Annotated in this window: 11 protein-coding genes; 3 read left to right on the top strand and 8 right to left on the bottom strand. The window is 69.7% G+C overall.

Features of this window, described 5'->3' with window-relative positions:
• Positions 1 to 4: 4 nt before the first annotated feature.
• Both L2K70_RS02480 and L2K70_RS02475 read right to left on the bottom strand, forming a co-directional pair.
• Positions 5 to 283 carry a hypothetical protein gene (locus L2K70_RS02480; RefSeq protein WP_236398492.1) on the bottom strand — a complete coding sequence of 93 codons (279 nt, stop codon included), beginning with the start codon at positions 281 to 283 and terminating at the stop codon, positions 5 to 7.
• Positions 284 to 310: 27 nt separating this feature from the next.
• Positions 311 to 496 (bottom strand): hypothetical protein, encoded by a 186-nt coding sequence (locus L2K70_RS02475; protein ID WP_236398489.1) that lies wholly within the window; start codon positions 494 to 496, stop codon positions 311 to 313.
• A gap of 128 nt (positions 497 to 624) precedes the next feature.
• On the opposite strand from L2K70_RS02475, the gene L2K70_RS21505 reads away from it, so the two are divergent.
• The 3 genes from L2K70_RS21505 to L2K70_RS02460 all read left to right on the top strand — a co-directional run bounded on the left by L2K70_RS21505 (position 625) and on the right by L2K70_RS02460 (position 3198).
• Positions 625 to 2004, top strand: a complete 1380-nt coding sequence (locus L2K70_RS21505; protein ID WP_236398486.1) for an RNase A-like domain-containing protein — start codon at positions 625 to 627, stop codon at positions 2002 to 2004.
• Positions 2005 to 2017: 13 nt separating this feature from the next.
• On the top strand, positions 2018 to 2317 hold the full coding sequence (locus L2K70_RS02465; RefSeq protein WP_236398484.1) for a contact-dependent growth inhibition system immunity protein: 300 nt from the start codon (positions 2018 to 2020) through the stop codon (positions 2315 to 2317).
• Between the two features lie 152 nt (positions 2318 to 2469).
• Complete coding sequence (locus L2K70_RS02460; RefSeq protein ID WP_236398481.1) at positions 2470 to 3198, top strand: zinc metalloprotease; 729 nt, start codon at positions 2470 to 2472, stop codon at positions 3196 to 3198.
• Positions 3199 to 3214: 16 nt separating this feature from the next.
• Here the strand turns inward: L2K70_RS02460 and L2K70_RS02455 are convergent, their stop codons facing one another.
• From L2K70_RS02455 to L2K70_RS02430, 6 genes are all read right to left on the bottom strand, one after another.
• Positions 3215 to 4684, bottom strand: a complete 1470-nt coding sequence (locus L2K70_RS02455) for a cryptochrome/photolyase family protein (RefSeq protein WP_236398479.1) — start codon at positions 4682 to 4684, stop codon at positions 3215 to 3217.
• The gene (locus tag L2K70_RS02450) at positions 4681 to 5181 is read right to left on the bottom strand and encodes a mycothiol transferase (protein ID WP_236398476.1); all 501 of its coding nucleotides are present in this window, start codon (positions 5179 to 5181) and stop codon (positions 4681 to 4683) included. The genes L2K70_RS02455 and L2K70_RS02450 overlap by 4 nt, the downstream gene beginning before the upstream one ends.
• Positions 5182 to 5185: 4 nt before the next feature.
• Positions 5186 to 5425 (bottom strand): hypothetical protein, encoded by a 240-nt coding sequence (locus tag L2K70_RS02445; protein ID WP_236398474.1) that lies wholly within the window; start codon positions 5423 to 5425, stop codon positions 5186 to 5188.
• Between the two features lie 146 nt (positions 5426 to 5571).
• Complete coding sequence (locus L2K70_RS02440; RefSeq protein WP_236398471.1) at positions 5572 to 6024, bottom strand: DUF4265 domain-containing protein; 453 nt, start codon at positions 6022 to 6024, stop codon at positions 5572 to 5574.
• A gap of 6 nt (positions 6025 to 6030) precedes the next feature.
• Positions 6031 to 6405: an Imm1 family immunity protein gene (locus tag L2K70_RS02435; RefSeq protein ID WP_236398469.1), complete on the bottom strand. Its 375-nt coding sequence runs from the start codon at positions 6403 to 6405 to the stop codon at positions 6031 to 6033.
• A complete protein-coding gene (locus tag L2K70_RS02430; RefSeq protein ID WP_236398466.1) occupies positions 6402 to 14666 on the bottom strand; it encodes an Ig-like domain-containing protein in 8265 nt (2754 codons plus the stop codon). The genes L2K70_RS02435 and L2K70_RS02430 overlap by 4 nt, the downstream gene beginning before the upstream one ends.
• Between the last annotated feature and the right edge of the window lie 97 nt (positions 14667 to 14763).

Here is a 14763-nt window from a genome sequence, read left to right as displayed (position 1 = left end):
GCTGTCATGCGCGGCGTGGGCGCAGCTCGATCACGTTGGCCGGCCGCCCGCCGGTCATGGCGCGCGGCCGGGACGTGCCGGGGCAGTACGACGGCACCGTGCGGCCGGTGACGACGTTGTCGGACACCGTGACGGCGTACGTCGTCCGCGCGCCGGGACGGCGCCCGATCACCGCCCCGCTGAGCACGTGGTCGAAGCTGAACCCGTCGAACCGCGGTCGCCCCTCCGCCCTGGCACCCGCACGCAGCAGGTGCTCGACGAGGAACTGGAGCGTCTCCGCCATCCACTTCGCGTCCTCGCCCGTCTCGTCCTACCGCAGGCAGCATCCGTCGTGGCAGACCTCCCACCCCATCCGGGCGAACGGCACACCGGTGTCGCCGCGACCCGTCGGCGTACCACGCAGGGTGCGGTTGGAGTCGCGCAGCTCGAGCAGGTGGCTGCGCTCGACCTCGTTGAGCGGCGGGCGGACCTGGATGCAGCCGATGAAGTGCGTCATGCGGACCTGGTGCCCGGCTCGCGCAGCGTCGGAAACGTTGCTCCTGCGATCTGTGGATAGGTCGCTGTTGTCCACAGATCGTCCCGGTGGGGTGGTCGCGCAACCGTTCCGTTGGCGAGGGTCGTGGGGTGCGGATCAGCGTGGAGTGCGGCGGGTTCACCCGGGCGGCGGACGCCTGCGCGGCGGCCAACCAGACCAGCGCGGTGCTGACCCTGGCGCTCGCGGACCGCCTGGTCCCGACCGCCGGGATGGCGGGCAACGACGCGACGAGCACGGACTTCGCTCAGGCGTACGACGCAGGGGCGCGCGAGGCCGTCGCGGCGCTGGCCGACCTCACGCACGCCTTCATCGGCGCCGGCCGGCTGCTCGCCACCACCGGGCGCAACCACGCGTCGGCCGAGGCCGGGGCTGGCGCATCCGTTGTCGGCTATGTCGGCGATGACCTCGACGACTCGGCGTACGTCCGCGTGCGACCACCTGTGGTCCCGTCGAGCCTGGGCTCGCAGGAGCCGTCGCTGGGGGTCGTCGACGCCTGGATCCTCGACCAGCTCGAGGGATTCGTCTGGCCCGGCGCCGACGTGTCGCTGCTCCGGTCGGCCGCCGGCGCCTGGCGGCGTGCTGCGGCCTCGACTGCCGGGCTGGCCGACCACGTCGACGTCGCCCTCACCTTCGTCGAGGCACAGCACTCTCCCGAGGTCCCTCTCGCCGTCGACGCCCTCACCGACCTCGGCCGCCTGATCGGCGACACCGCGTGGCAGCTGGCCGGCCTCGCGGACGCGTGCGAGGAGTACGCCGATGCGGTCGAGGCGGCCCGCGACCGCACCCGCGCCCTGCTGTCCGAGGTGGCGCAGATGGTGGTCGAGGGCGCCGCGATCTCCGTCCTCGTCACCGGACTCACCGGCGGCCTCGGCGGCGCCGCATCGGTCGCCGCAGCCGCCGCGAAGGTGCGCTCGCACGCTCCCCGCTTCTACGCCCTCCTCACGGCCCTCCGCGCCAGCGCCGCCGCCTCGGTCTCGCGGCTCGAGCGAGTGCGCGACGAGCTCGCGGTCGTGCGCTCGCGCGTCCAGCGCTTCGTGCGTGCGCCGGTCCGCAACGAGGTGGGTGCTGTGAAGCCGGGCGCATGGCTGCCCCCGAGGAAGACCGGCTGGCTGAGGGACCACGAGGTACCGCCGGGCCACACGATCGAGTTGCACGTCGGCAAGACGTCGGACGAGCTGCTCCAACGATTCGAGAGATGGCCGAGACTCAAGCGTTCGTCGACCTTCGCGGACGAGTCCGAGGCCGAACACCTCATCTCGAGGGTGATCCAAAGGCGAGAAGACGAGATTCGGCAATGGCTAGCTCGCCCGTCGGGAAAGCTGACCCTGGAAGAGGATCTCGGCATCGCGACAGGACGCAGCATCGGGCGCGACGGCACTGTTCACATTCCCACCGGTGTGCGTGTGGTGCTCATCTCCGACGCCAGAGCACCGACGGGGTGGCGCATACTGACAGCGTTCCCGGACTGAGCAGGAGGCTCACATGGAAGCCGTGAAGTACCTCATGGGTGCGTACTTCCACCAGGACTGGGTCATGGACGGCGGCACCCTCTCGGACACGGTCGGGTCGTTTCTCCGGGAGCGACGCCAGCTGGTCGGCGACGCTGCCGACGAGATCGACCAGCTGCTCACCGCACCATTGCCCGAGGGTGACCTCGAAGCGCGTCTGGACGCATGGGGATGCGACTACTACGCCGGGGACACGGACGACGACTACCGTCGGTGGCTCGCCGAGATCCGCGACCAGCTGCGAGCCTTCCTCGCGACGAGCGCCGCCTCCTGACACCAGGCTGACAACCAGCGCGGGCAGTTCGCGCCGCTGCGCGCCCATCCCCCGCGTGAGGAGCGCGCCCGCTGACGCGAACTGCCTGCGGTGGTGGTCGCCGTTCCGGGCAAACGCCGGACGAAGCCCCACCAGCACCGCACAATCGTCGGGTGCCCCGCCGGACCTGGACGACCGTGCTGGCCACGCTTGCCGTGCTGTTCGCGATCGTGGCGCTCCACCCGTCCGACCGGCTCGCACCGGTCCGCCGCGCGATCGGGCTCGGATCCGAACGGGTGCTGCCTGCGCCCGCCGTCGTACGGCAGGGAGGGACCTACGCCTTCACGATGACGCAGCCGGACGACGACGGCGAACCGGTCGGGTGGGACCCGTGCATGGTGATCCGCTTCCAGGTGAACCCCGAGGGCGAGCCGGCAGGCGGCCGAGCGCTGGTCGACCGGGCGATCGCGCGGATCAGCGCCGCGACCGGGCTGGCCTTCGAGGACGAGGGTGACACCGTCGAGCGGCCGTTCCCGGGCGGGATCAAGATCTTCGGCGGGCCCGATCCCGTGGTCATCGGCTGGGGCACACCAGCCGAGTACCCCGACCTCGCCGGCGCTGTCGCCGGCGTGGGTGGTGCGATGGCGGACCAGGGCCGAGGGCGGGTGCACTATGTCAGCGGCGGCGTCGCCCTCGACCGGGAGGCGTTCACCGACGTGGCTGTCGCCCAGCAGCCGCGGGTGATGGAGGCGATCGTGCTGCACGAGCTCGCGCACGTCGTCGGCCTGGCCCACGTCAGCGAGCCGATGGAGCTGATGTTCGCCGACAACAGCGGGCAGGTCGAGCTCGGTCCGGGCGACCGCGAGGGCCTCGCGAGGCTCGGCTCGCTCCCCTGCGACTGAGACCTGCGGCTGACGGTCACGGCGCACGGTTGCCGCGCGCGTCCTCCTGCTCGACCAGCTCGGCGAGGTCCTTCAACCGGTCGAGCCCGTTGACCGCGCGCGACATCCGGTGGTTGCCGGCGAACGCCTCGCGGTGCCGGTCCAGGAACCACCAGTAGCCCGCGCTGAACGGGCACGCGTCCTCCCCCACCCGCACCTTCGGGTCGAACCGGCACGACCCGCAGTGGTCGCTCATCGTGTTGATGTAGGCGCCGCCCGAGGTGTACGGCTTCGTCATCATCACGCCGCCGTCCGCGTGCTGCGACATCCCGACGATGTTGGGCACCATCACCCAGTCGTAGCCGTCGACGAACGCCCGGTGGAACCAGTCGGTGACCTGCTGGGGCGCCCACCCACGCTGCAGGGCGTACGACCCCAGCACCATCAGCCGTGGGATGTGGTGCACCCAGCCGTGCTCGGCGACCTGGCCGAGGGCGTGCGACAGGCAGCGCGCGTCGGTCGCGTCAGCGTCGAGCTCGGTGAACCACTGCGGCATCCGCTGCGTCGCCCGCAGCGCGTTCTCACGCCGGTAGCCGTCGCCCTGGTGCCAGTAGGTGTGCCACACGTAGTCGCGCCACCCGATGACCTGCCGCACGAACCCCTCGACGCTCGCGATCGGTGCGGCGCCGCTGCGGTACGCCGCCTCCGCACGCTCGACGACCTCGAGCGGGTCGAGCAGGCCGAGGTTCATCGGCGCGCTGACGAGACTGTGCGCCATCCACGGGTCGCCCTCGAGGATGGCGTCCTCGTGGGCGCCGAACTCCGGCAGCCGGTGCTCGACGAAGTGGTCGAGCGCCGCCAGGGCCTCGCGCCGCGTCGCGGCGAAGAGCCGTGGCCCGTCCTTGCCGATGAGCTCGACGCCCTCGCTCTCCCAGCGATCGAGGTCGTCGCGCACCTCGGCGTCGGTGTCGTCCTCGGTCGGCCACCACGGCTCGGTGACGCCGAGCGTCGTCGCGCCCTTCGGCGGCGGCTGTCGGTTGTCGTGGTCGAAGTTCCACTGGCCGCCGGTCGGCTCGCCGTCTTCCACGAGCACGCCGTGCGCGAGCCGGGCGCGACGGTAGAAGTCCTCCATCAGCAGGCGCTTGCCCTTGCGCCCCTCGGCCCACCGCTCGAAGTCCTCACGCGGCGTCGCGAAGCCCCGCGGCGGCAGGATGCTGCACCCGAGCCGCTCGACCAGACCGAGTGCGGCGTACGACGTCGGGTGCACGACCTCCACGTCGTCCCGGCCACGCAGCGCGTCGGCGTACGTCTCCGCCTGCACGTAGGTCAGCCGATCGCCCAGCTGCGCGGCGCGGTGCCGCATCGCGCTGAGGACGAGGTGTGCCTTGGCCCGGTGGAACCGGCGCCGCCGGAACACCGCCTTCGACTCCACCATCAGCAGCGGGCCGCGGTGGTCCTCGGTGAAGTGCGGGCCGAGCTGGTCGCCGAACAGCCAGCGGGTGGTCATCCCTGCTGGAGGCCCTTCACGTAGGCCGCCTGCCCGAGGTGCTGGAGGCAGTCGCCGATGATGCTCACCAGTCGCTGGCCGGCGGTCACCGGCGGGTCCCAGCGCTGGTCGACCTCGCGCTCGAGCTCGCGCTCGTCGACGGTCTCGAGGTAGCGCGCGGTCGCGAGGGTGACCTCGTGGTGGTAGGCGACGAGCAGCTCGGGATCGGAGATCCGGATCGCGTCCACCTGCTCGCTCGTGTGTCCGTAGCCGATGTCGTCCGTGCCGTTGGGCAGGCCGAACCGCTCCTGCCACTCCTCCCACACCTGCGGCGTGTCCGCGAGGTCGGCGACGTGGTCGTCCTGCACCCGCGCCAGGTGCCAGAGCAGCCAGGCGATCGGGTTGCCGGTGCCGCCCGGTCGGTGGTGGAGGGTCTCGTCGTCGAGCCCCTCGGCCACGCCGTCGTACAGCTCCGTGATCCGGCCGAACGCCTCCGTCAGCACCCCACGCGAGTCCACGGGATCACTCCACCGGCGAGGCGGACCGGACCTGCGGCGCGCTCGACTTCTCGTCCTTCATCCCGTCGATCTCGGCAAGGATGCGGGTCTTCTCGTCGTCGCTGATCGAGACCTGCGCCTTCGCGAGGCCCTCGTCGAGCTGCTGCGCGATGGTGCTGTCCTCGGCGCTGTACTGCCACGAGCTCACCTCGTCCACCACCCGCTGCGCTGCCTCGATCGCTGCCTGCTGCTTGTCGTCAGTCATGCGTTCCAACGTAGCGAGGGCATCCGAGGGCGCAAGGCCCTTCGGGGTGGCTGTCTTCCGCGTGTCAGGTCCTCGTCGTACCCACCAAGGCATATGGCTTCGCTGTCGCGTGACCACGGACGGGCAGGCTCTTGGCTCGGCCGCGGCTAGCGCCTTCCGGTCTCGTAGATGAGGTGTCCGCCGTCCTCTTGCTCCTGAAGGAAGTCCGCCACCTCCTGTGCGTGGGACTCGTCTCGCGCGTCCACGGCGACCAGGCTGCGGGAAGACCACTCCGGGATCGCACCCATCGCTTGCAGCCGCTCGACCACCTCGTCCCGCGGCTGGTCCGTCTGGCCGAAGTGGACCCGGAACACGTACCTGCCCGACTTCTCGACCACCTGCGTCATCACGTGGTCGCCGTCGACTTCCACGACATCCCCGAGAGCGAGGTCGTACACGAAGAACGGGATGCAGCAGATCTCGTACCGATCCCCGTCCTGCCGTGCCCACAGCTGCTCGGTCGTGACGCCCGTGCTGCCTGGGTCGATGTTCGCCGCGATGATGAAATTCGAGCGATCCCGCCACGCTGGGTGCCGATGGACGACTTCGATCCGGCTCACGCGTCGCTACTGCCGTTCCCACTCCAGTGACGGATCCACGGCTCCGTCTTCCATGAACGTCCGAGCTGCCTTGCGCGCGGACGCGACGTCGACGACGAACTTGACGGGATACTCGCCAGGCTGGCCCGCCGCAACCAGCTCGACCATCTCCTCCTCGCCGCGGTGTGTCTCGGACAGCAGCTGGTGGATCTCGCCCTCGAGCCCGACGAAGAGGACAAGTCCCTGCTTCGCAGACCCTCCGCAGACCAAGTGCGCCTCGCCATCACCCAGACTCACGTGTGTCCGCTCGTCGCCGTCCAAGGACTCGATCAGATCGCTGACAGCACGCCACTCGGCGGTGTCGTCGTGCTCGCCGTCGTCGTCGTCCCACGAAACGTTCACAGCGTGGTTCCCCCTCCAGGCCAGAAGACATCCAAGCGCCCGATTCCGGCTTCGTCGGCCATGGTGCGCACTCCGCCGAAAGTACCGCAGGCCTTGCACAGACCGCCCGGATGGTCGATGTACATCGATGCATTCGAACCTCCCGCGCCGCCCCTGTTGACGACTTGTTGCATCGCGTCGCCCTCGGCGTGCGTGCGTGAGATCGCGTTGGACTTCATCGTCACGTCCTGCCCGTGCCCGCTGATTCCGTAGGTCGACCCCTGACCCTCCACGTCGAGCCTGGCGAGGGTGGGCGAGCCCTTGCCGGCGTGCTCTCCCAAGCCCAGTTCGCTGCGCATGCTCGACAAGTCGTCGAAAGCTGCTTGGGTCTTGCACGAGTTGTGCACCAGCACCCCGGCGTCACCCACCTGGTAGGTGTGGATGTCGGCGACCTCGAGGTTGTACGCGGTCCCGGTGCGGGCGCTGCCCGCCCGGATCCCGCGCACCTTGACCACCCGGCCATCGCTGGCCAGCACCCGGTCACCGCGGTCGAGCTCGTCGGCGCGCTGGTACTCCGCGTCGTCGACGTTCCAGAACGGGTGGTCCGTGGTGGTGGTGATCGACTCCCTGCCGACCTTGAGCTTCACGAGGGTGTCGGTGTGCACGAAGGTCTCGAGGACCTTCTTGCCCACCCGCTCGCCTGTCTCCGGGTCGCGGGCCTGGACCTCGTCACCGACGGCGACCTTGCTGATGGCCTTCGTCGAGCCGTCGGCCATCACCACCTTGGTGCTCCCGGAGAAGGAGCACATCTTGCTGGCGGTCTTGCTCGCGGTAGCGGCGTCCTGTGCCCCCTGGACGGCGTCGGTCGCCTTCTTGGCGTACTTGCCGGCCTTGACCGCGCTGGCGCCGTACCCGGCGAGCGGGACCGCCGCGGCGGCGCTCAACGCCGCGTTGGCGTAGTCCCCCTCAGCGGCATACCAGGCGGCGTTGCCGAGATCGGCCACCTCACCGATGACCGGCACCAGCCCGGCGACGTCGAGCGCGCCGTGACCGATCTCGGAGGCGTTGTCGGAGACCCAGTCGCCGGCGTCGTCGGCGAAGTCGCTGACGTCCTCGGCGCGGTCGGAGAACCAGCCCCCGATGCCGCCCCCGTCATCGTCGTCGTCGGACTCCTCGGAGTCGGTCGAGTCCTCGCTCGTCGACGACTCCCCCGACGACTCCGTCGACGTGCCGCCCGACGTCGTGCCGCCGCCACCGCCGTCGGCGAGCGCCATGTGCCCGTCGATCTCGATGTTGGAGACCGGGTTCCCGCCGGCCAGTGCGTAGCGGTTCTGCGTCAGCGGGTCGGTCGACAGCCCCAGGTCTCCCAGCGAGGACTGGAACATGTCCTCCTGCAGGAACCGGCCGGTGTCGAGGCCGTAGCGCCGTGCCCCCATGTTCATCGAGGTGGCGTTCTCGTTGGTCCCCGCCGTGCCGGAGTCCAGCCGCTTGCCCGAGAACCGGTAGGGGTTGAGCGGCGCCTGGTCGTCGGTGTCACCACTGCTGAGCGACTCCCCGCCCTGGTCGTCCTGCGCGTTGCCGTAGGCGTCGTAGCCGTAGGACGCCTCGACCTTGCCGTCCTCGTCGAGCAGCTGCGACGGCGACCCGTGCACGTCGTTGCCGTAGGTGTAGGACTCCTTGGGCTGCGTGTTGTCGGTCTTGGACGACACGTCGGTCATCGAGATCCGCTGCCCCATGGCGTTGTAGGAGTACGTCTTGGTGCGCGGGTCGGTGCCGCCGGTCTGCTTCTCCTCACCGACCTGGGTCGTCAGGCCGATGTAGGAGAAGTCCGTCGTACGGCTGTTGGCCGTGTTCTCGTGCTGCTCCGTCTCCTGCAGGGTGCGGTCGAGAGCGTCGTAGATGTACTGCGAGCTGTCCGTCGGCGCACCGGCACCCTCGTAGGAGGCCTGCGCGATCTGGCGGTCGAGCGGGTCGTAGGTGTACTCGGTGAGCACGTTCGCGCTCGCCCGGTCACGCGGCCCGTTGCAGTCGGCCTTCGTGCCGCCCGTCTTCGTCACGCAGTCCTGGTTGCCGAAGTCGTCGTACCAGGTCTTCGACACCGACGTACCGCCGACGAGCGTCTCCGTGAGCCGCGTGCCCAGGTAGCGCTTGTTGGTGGTGGTGCCGTCGGAGACCTGGGTCGTCACGTTGCCCGAACGCAGCGTCTGGTCGCCGTCGAGGTAGCTCGGCTGGTCGTAGGCGTAGGTGATGACGGTGCCGTTGCCCATGTCGTCCTTGAGCACCTTGCCACGGGCGTCGTACTCGTAGGTGCGGTTGCACCGGCTCGCAGCGACGCACTTCGTGGCGTCCCCGCCGGTGTCCGCGGACGTCTCGGACCGGAGCAGCAGGTAGCTGTCGGTGACCCGGTTGCCGTCCTCGTAGCGGCCGGAGGCGAAGTAGCCGACGTCGTGCGCCTCGGTGGTGCGTCCGCTGGTGTCCTTCGTGGTGAGGGTCTGCAGCTTGCCGTTGTCGAAGTGCGTCCAGCTCGTCGTCTGGCGAACGCCCCACGTCGCGGAGTCCGGGCCACATCCCGCCTTGGCCCGGCGCAAGGTGCGCTGCCGCTCCCAGCCGGTGTCGTAGTAGGTGGTGTCGGTGCGCTCGTCGTCCACGCAGTCACCGGTCGTCCCGAGGTTGACCTGACGCGTCATGAAACCGCTCTGGTCGTAGGTGAGCTCGACCCGCTTGGGCGCCTTGACCTGGGCGCCCGCCGCGTCGCGCTCGGAGTTCTCCAGACGCAGCGTGATCTGGCCCTCGCGGTCGTAGGTGAACTCGGTGTACTTCCAGTTCGCCTCCGAGTCGCGCTTGTAGCTGGTCTCGATCGCCTCGTCGAAGCCGTTGTACGACGCCCGGGTGGACACCGCGGAGTCGAAGCCGACGGACTGTCCGGCGGGGTCGTAGGCCTTCACGATGTTGTCGTGGAGGTCGTACTCCCACGTCGTGATGCCGCCCTGGTAGTCGGTCATCGACGACTTCATGCCGTCCGGCGTGTACGTCCAGCTGGTGCGACGGGCGTAGTTCCAGTCGTCGGCGGTGCCGGGCTTGGCCGGCAGGCGCGACGTCTGCTGGCCCAAGGCGTTGTAGTCGAAGAGCAGCGCCGGGTTGGCGTTCTTCCCGAGGGTGCGGATCCAGCCGGGGTCGTAGTAGGTGTTCTCGGTCTTGGCCAGGTCGCTCACCAGGTTGGGGTCGGTCTCGGTGGTGGGCAACGACGTCCACAGCGTGCGCCCGAGCTTGTCGTAGGACGCGTGGACGTAGCGCTTCTCCTCGCCCGACTTCGTCGGCTGCTCCTCGCGGACCATCTGGCCGTTGGCGTCGTACGTCTTGCGCGTCGCGAACTGCGTGTAGGTGCCTGCACCACCGTCGGCGTCGACCGCGCGCGGCGAGGCGGTGAGCGTCTCGCGGCCGTCCTGGTCGTACTGCGTGATGGTGGTCAGCTCGCGACCGGCCTGCTTGTCGAAGACCTCGACCTGCCTGGTCGTCAGGCCACGCTGGTCGTAGTACATCGTCGTGCGCTGCACGCGGGCCGCGCCGCGGTCGATGTCGGTCTCGCTCCACGTGGTGCGGCCGTTCGCGTCGTAGGCGGTGCGCGACTGCCGCCCCATCGGGTCGGTCTTGGTCGTCAGCTGGTGCGCGGCGTCGTACGCCATCCGGGTGACGTGGGTGTACGCGCCGAGGGCGCCGCAGTCGACGGTCGCGACACCGGCACCGGCCGACACCTGCGCGACGGCGTCACCGGCGAGGTCGTAGCAGGTGTGCGTGTAGCGCACGTCGGTCGCCGACAGGCCGTACTGCGCGGTGCGGGTGGCCCGGTCGAGCAGGTCGTAGGTCGTCACGGTCGTGAAGTCCTGCGCCGACGTGCCCTGGCCACGCGGCCGCGTCATGCTCGCGGTGCGGCCCGCCGCGTCGTAGACCATCGTCGTCTGCGCGCCACCGGGCTCGGTGTTGCTGACGACCTGGTCCATCTTGTCGTAGACGGCGACCGTCCTGGGCGTGCTCGGGTCGACAGGAGCGCCCGAGGCGTCGGCGAAGACCGGGATGTACTTCGACACCGCGTTGTCGTTGGGGTCCTGCTCGGTCACGCTCCACACCAGCGTGCCGCGGTCCGCCACCGTCGACTTGGGCGCGCTCTGCCGCACGACACGTCCGAACTCGTCGAAGTCGTAGTAGGTGCGGAAGGCACGCACGTCGGTGCCGCTGTCACCCTGGTGCACCGCGTCCTGCATCCACTGCGCGCGTGAGTCCGCGTCGTAGCCGAACGTCGTGAGGGCGCCGACCGGGTCGGTGATCTTCGACGGCTGTCCCGAGACGTGGTACTCGTAGCGCGTCACGCCACCCATCGGCATCGTCTTGGTCAGCGTCAGGCCCGCGGTCGCCGTGCCCGGAGCGCCGTAGGTGTAGCGCGTGGTGAAGTCGTCCGCGGTGCTCGTACGGCTGCCCTCGGGGTCGGTGATGCTGGTGATGTTGCCCCGCGAGTCAGCGCCGTACCGCCAGACGAAGTCGTTGGCGTCGGTCGTGGTGGCGACGCCCATCGGCATCACCCGCTCCTTGATGACGTTCCAGTGCAGGCGGGTGTCCAGCGCGTCGACCTTGCGGTCCTCGTAGGTGATGACGCTCTTCTCGCCCAGCTCGTTGGTCTGCGAGGTGAGGTAGCCGTTGGCGTTGTAGGTGAACGTGTTCGTCTTCCCGGTCGGGAAGGTCACCTTCGAGACCTTGTTGTCTGCCGTCCACTCCATGAGGGAGACCTCGGACCTGGGGTTGGTCATCTTCGTCACCCGACCGGAGAGGTCGTAGCCGTAGACGTAGGTCCGGCCCAGGGGCAGCGCGGTCGTCATCGTCCGGTTGGCCCAGTCGTGGGTGAAGGAGGTCTGGTTGCCGAGCCGGTCGTTCCAGCTCTTCAGCTTCCAGCGGTTCTTCGAGTCCGGCGTCGGACCCCAGTAGGCGAAGGTCGTCTCGTTCTTCCTCGGGTCGATGACGGAGTAGAGCTTCACCGACTGGGTCACCTTCTGCGGCGGGTTGAGCCGCTCGGCGGCGGTCGCGAGAGCCGGCGCGTCGCCCTTCGGGTTGGTGTAGGTGAAGACGAAGGACCGGTCCGCGACCGCGACCCCCGCGGCCGTGGTGCCACCCTGCTGGGTGACGCGCATCAGGTTGCCGTCGTCGTAGTAGTCGAAGAGCAGCAGCGAGCCGGAGTGGTCCGCGATCGACTGGACGTTGCCGCGCACGCGGCCGCCCTTGACCTCGTCCTTGTCGTAGTAGTCGACGACGTACGCCCGACCGCCCGGGTCGACCACCTTCGTCACGCGCATCTTCGGACCGCCCGGGTCCTGGCCGGGTGGCGTGGCCTCCAGCACGAACTCGAGGAGGTTGCCGTTGGTGTCCTCGACGAGTCGCGGGTAGCCGTCCTGGTCGAACCAGTAGGTGAGGTTGTCGGGGCGGGTCAGCGCCCAGTACTTGCGGGCGTCCGTCGTCGACGGGTAGCTGCGCAGGTAGAGGTTCACGCCTGCGGGCTCGGTCCACACCACGTTGCCCGAGGAGTCGAGCTGCCCGGTGAACTCGTGGGCCGATCCGTCCCCGTCGACGAAGCGGACGTAGCGCGTGTTCTGCCCGGTGCTCTTGTCGGCCTGGTTGGGGTGGATGTCGAGCCGCGAGCCGAAGCGCAGCAGCCCGGACACGTTGAGCGAGACGTTCTCGCCCGCCGGGGAGTCCGAGTGCTCCTCCAGCGAGTTGTAGGTCAGGTCGACGATGCTCGAGATGCCGCGCCCAGGGGTGGCCCACGGCGACCAACGCCAGAGCAGGTTGCCGTTGTTGGCGTTGGTGTACGCCGAGCTGCCCGCGCCGGTGGCGAGCTGCTCGTACTGCCAGTAGCGCTCGAGGCCGAGGTTCTCGGACTGGATCTTGTTCACGATGACCGGGTTGTCGACCGGCGCGTTGCCGCCCTGGGAGAACCACTTGCCGTTGGCGCTGTCGTAGATGTCGAATCGCAGCCGGATGCGGTCACGCTGGGCACCGTTCAGCAGCGGCGGCGGCTCGACGGTCACCGGGATCAGCTTGGTCTGGCCCGGCTGGAGGGTGGACGGGAAGTAGTCCGTGCCCGGCGCCTCGAAGAGGACCACACCGTCGTCGGTGTACCAGCGGTACCAGAGCTGGAGGCCGGTGCCGGTGGTGTTGGACTTCCACGGGATCGTCGACTGGTTGGTGACGTCCACGTCGAGCTTGAAGCCGTACGGCGACACCGGGTCGTCCGAGGGCTGGGCGGTCTCGATGACCTCGATCGAAGCCGGGTCCGTGGTCGCGCTGGTCGAGTTGCTGCCGGACTTGCTGCCGGACGTGCTGGCCGCACCACTGTCCGTGCTCTGCAGGGTGGCCGTGGTCGATCCGCTGCCGCACGCGTCGCAGCTGGGCGAGGTGGTGAGCGTCCCGCCCTTGGTCCCGGTGGAGCCGCTGCCGTAGGTCGTGGTCTCGGTGGTCGCCGTGGTGAAGCTGCGGTCGGTCTCCAGCATCTGCGGGAGCACGAACGGGGTGTAGTTGGACGACCCGACCTCGTTGAGGAAGAACGACGCCTTGAACGGCCCGGCGGTGGACCCGACGAGGTTGTTGTCGACCGTCACGTTGCGCACCGACGACTCGGTGGTGCGACCGCTGTCGTCGACCGCCTCGACCTTCAGCACGTGACTGCCGTTGAAGGCCTGCGTCAGGGGGGCCAATGTGTTCCAGGTGAAGGAGAACGGTGCTGCGGTGTCGGTCTCGACGACCGACCCGTCGACGCTGAGCACGACCTTGCTCACCGCCCGGTCGTCGGTCGCCGTCGCATTGACGGTGACGGAGCCGCCGACCTTCGCGCCCTCTGCGGGCGTGGTGATCGCGACGCCGGTGGGGGCCGGGGAGTTGTCGACGGTGAAGGTCGACGACGACGTCTCCACGACGCCGCTCGGGGTGCTCACCTCGGTCGTCAGCGTGTGCTGCGCCGACGAGACCGACGCCGAGTTCCACGACAGCGCGTAGGGCGCCGTCGCGTCGGTGCCCACTGCGGTGCCGTCGATCTTGAACGTGACCGTCGCCCCGCCGCGGGCGGCGGAGGCCTCGGCGCCCAGCGTCGTCGTACCGCTGACGGTGCTGCCCGGTAGCGGTGCAGCGGTGTCGACGGAGGTGGATCGTGCGACGTTCTTGGTCGCGTCGGTCCAGGTGACGTCCAGGACGGGACGGTTGGCCGCGGTGGTGGCGTCGTCGGAGTTGTAGGTGACGCGGGAGGCCGTGGTCCGGTCCTCGGTCGCCTGCTTGAGCAGGAGGCCGTGGTTGGGCGAGCCGTTGGCCCACGCCTGCACCATGGAGGTCAGGTTGAACGTGTCCTTGCCGGCTGTCGCGCGCGAGTGCGTGCCGCCGGTGGGGGCGATCCCGGTGGCGTCGTAGGTGCCGCCGGTCGCGAAGGCGGTGGCCTTGCGCCACTGCACGCCGGGCGCGGACTCGCGCCAGGTGGCGCCGGCACCGGGTCCGCACTGAGCGGAGGTCACGGTGCCCTCGGTCCATCCCTGCGTCATCCGGTGGGCGCGCATGCCGGTGTCGGTGTTGCTCGTGGCGATGTAGGTGAGGCCGAGGTCAGCCTTGGTGATCGTGGCCTTGGCCGGGATGTCCTTGAGGTCGAAGCGCAGGAGCGAGCGCAGGATCCAAGTGGTCGTGTCGCTGCCGGCGTAGATGTAGCCGGCGCCGCCCCAGCTGGTGTCGTTGCCGCACGCGAAGGTCGAGGTCGAGGACAGCGCGCCGATGGAGGTGGCGTCCACCGTGGACGGGGTGGCCGGGATGAGCAGGCGGCTGGTGCCGGCCGCCGGGAGCGTCGCGGCGACCTCGCTCGACGCGCTGCCGGACGCGGTGACCACGACGACCTTGTAGTAGTAGGTCGTGCTCCCCTTGGCCGAGTCGTCGGTGAAGGTGTTGGTCACCCGCGAGCCGATGCGCGCGATCCGGTTGGCGTCGGTGGCGGTGAAGCCGGCCGCGGTGCCGCGGTGGACGTCGTACCTCGTGAAGTCGCTGTCGGCGGCGCGTCGCCAGGTGAGGCGGGCGCCGTTGCCGTGGAGCAGGGTCGGGGTGTCCACCGCGACCGCGGTGACCGCCCGGGCCGGGGCGAGCGTCGCCTGCACGACGATCTGACAGATGCCGATGACGAGCAGGAGCCCGACCCACCTGGCGAGGAACGACCGGACCGCCACCCCCGTGCTGCCGACGTTGCCCTCGATGACGCGTGCCCGACCGGTCATGGCGACCTGCTCCCCGTGAGTGCCGACGACGCCCGGATGCCCGTCGGCTCTCGCAACGTAGGTCGCTCGGCCGCTGTCAGGACAGCCCTGCCGACCC

The organism is Nocardioides potassii, assembly GCF_021648885.1.
Classification (GTDB): Bacteria; Actinomycetota; Actinomycetes; order Propionibacteriales; family Nocardioidaceae; genus Nocardioides; species Nocardioides potassii.
This window is presented reverse-complemented; position numbering and strand designations above follow the sequence as displayed.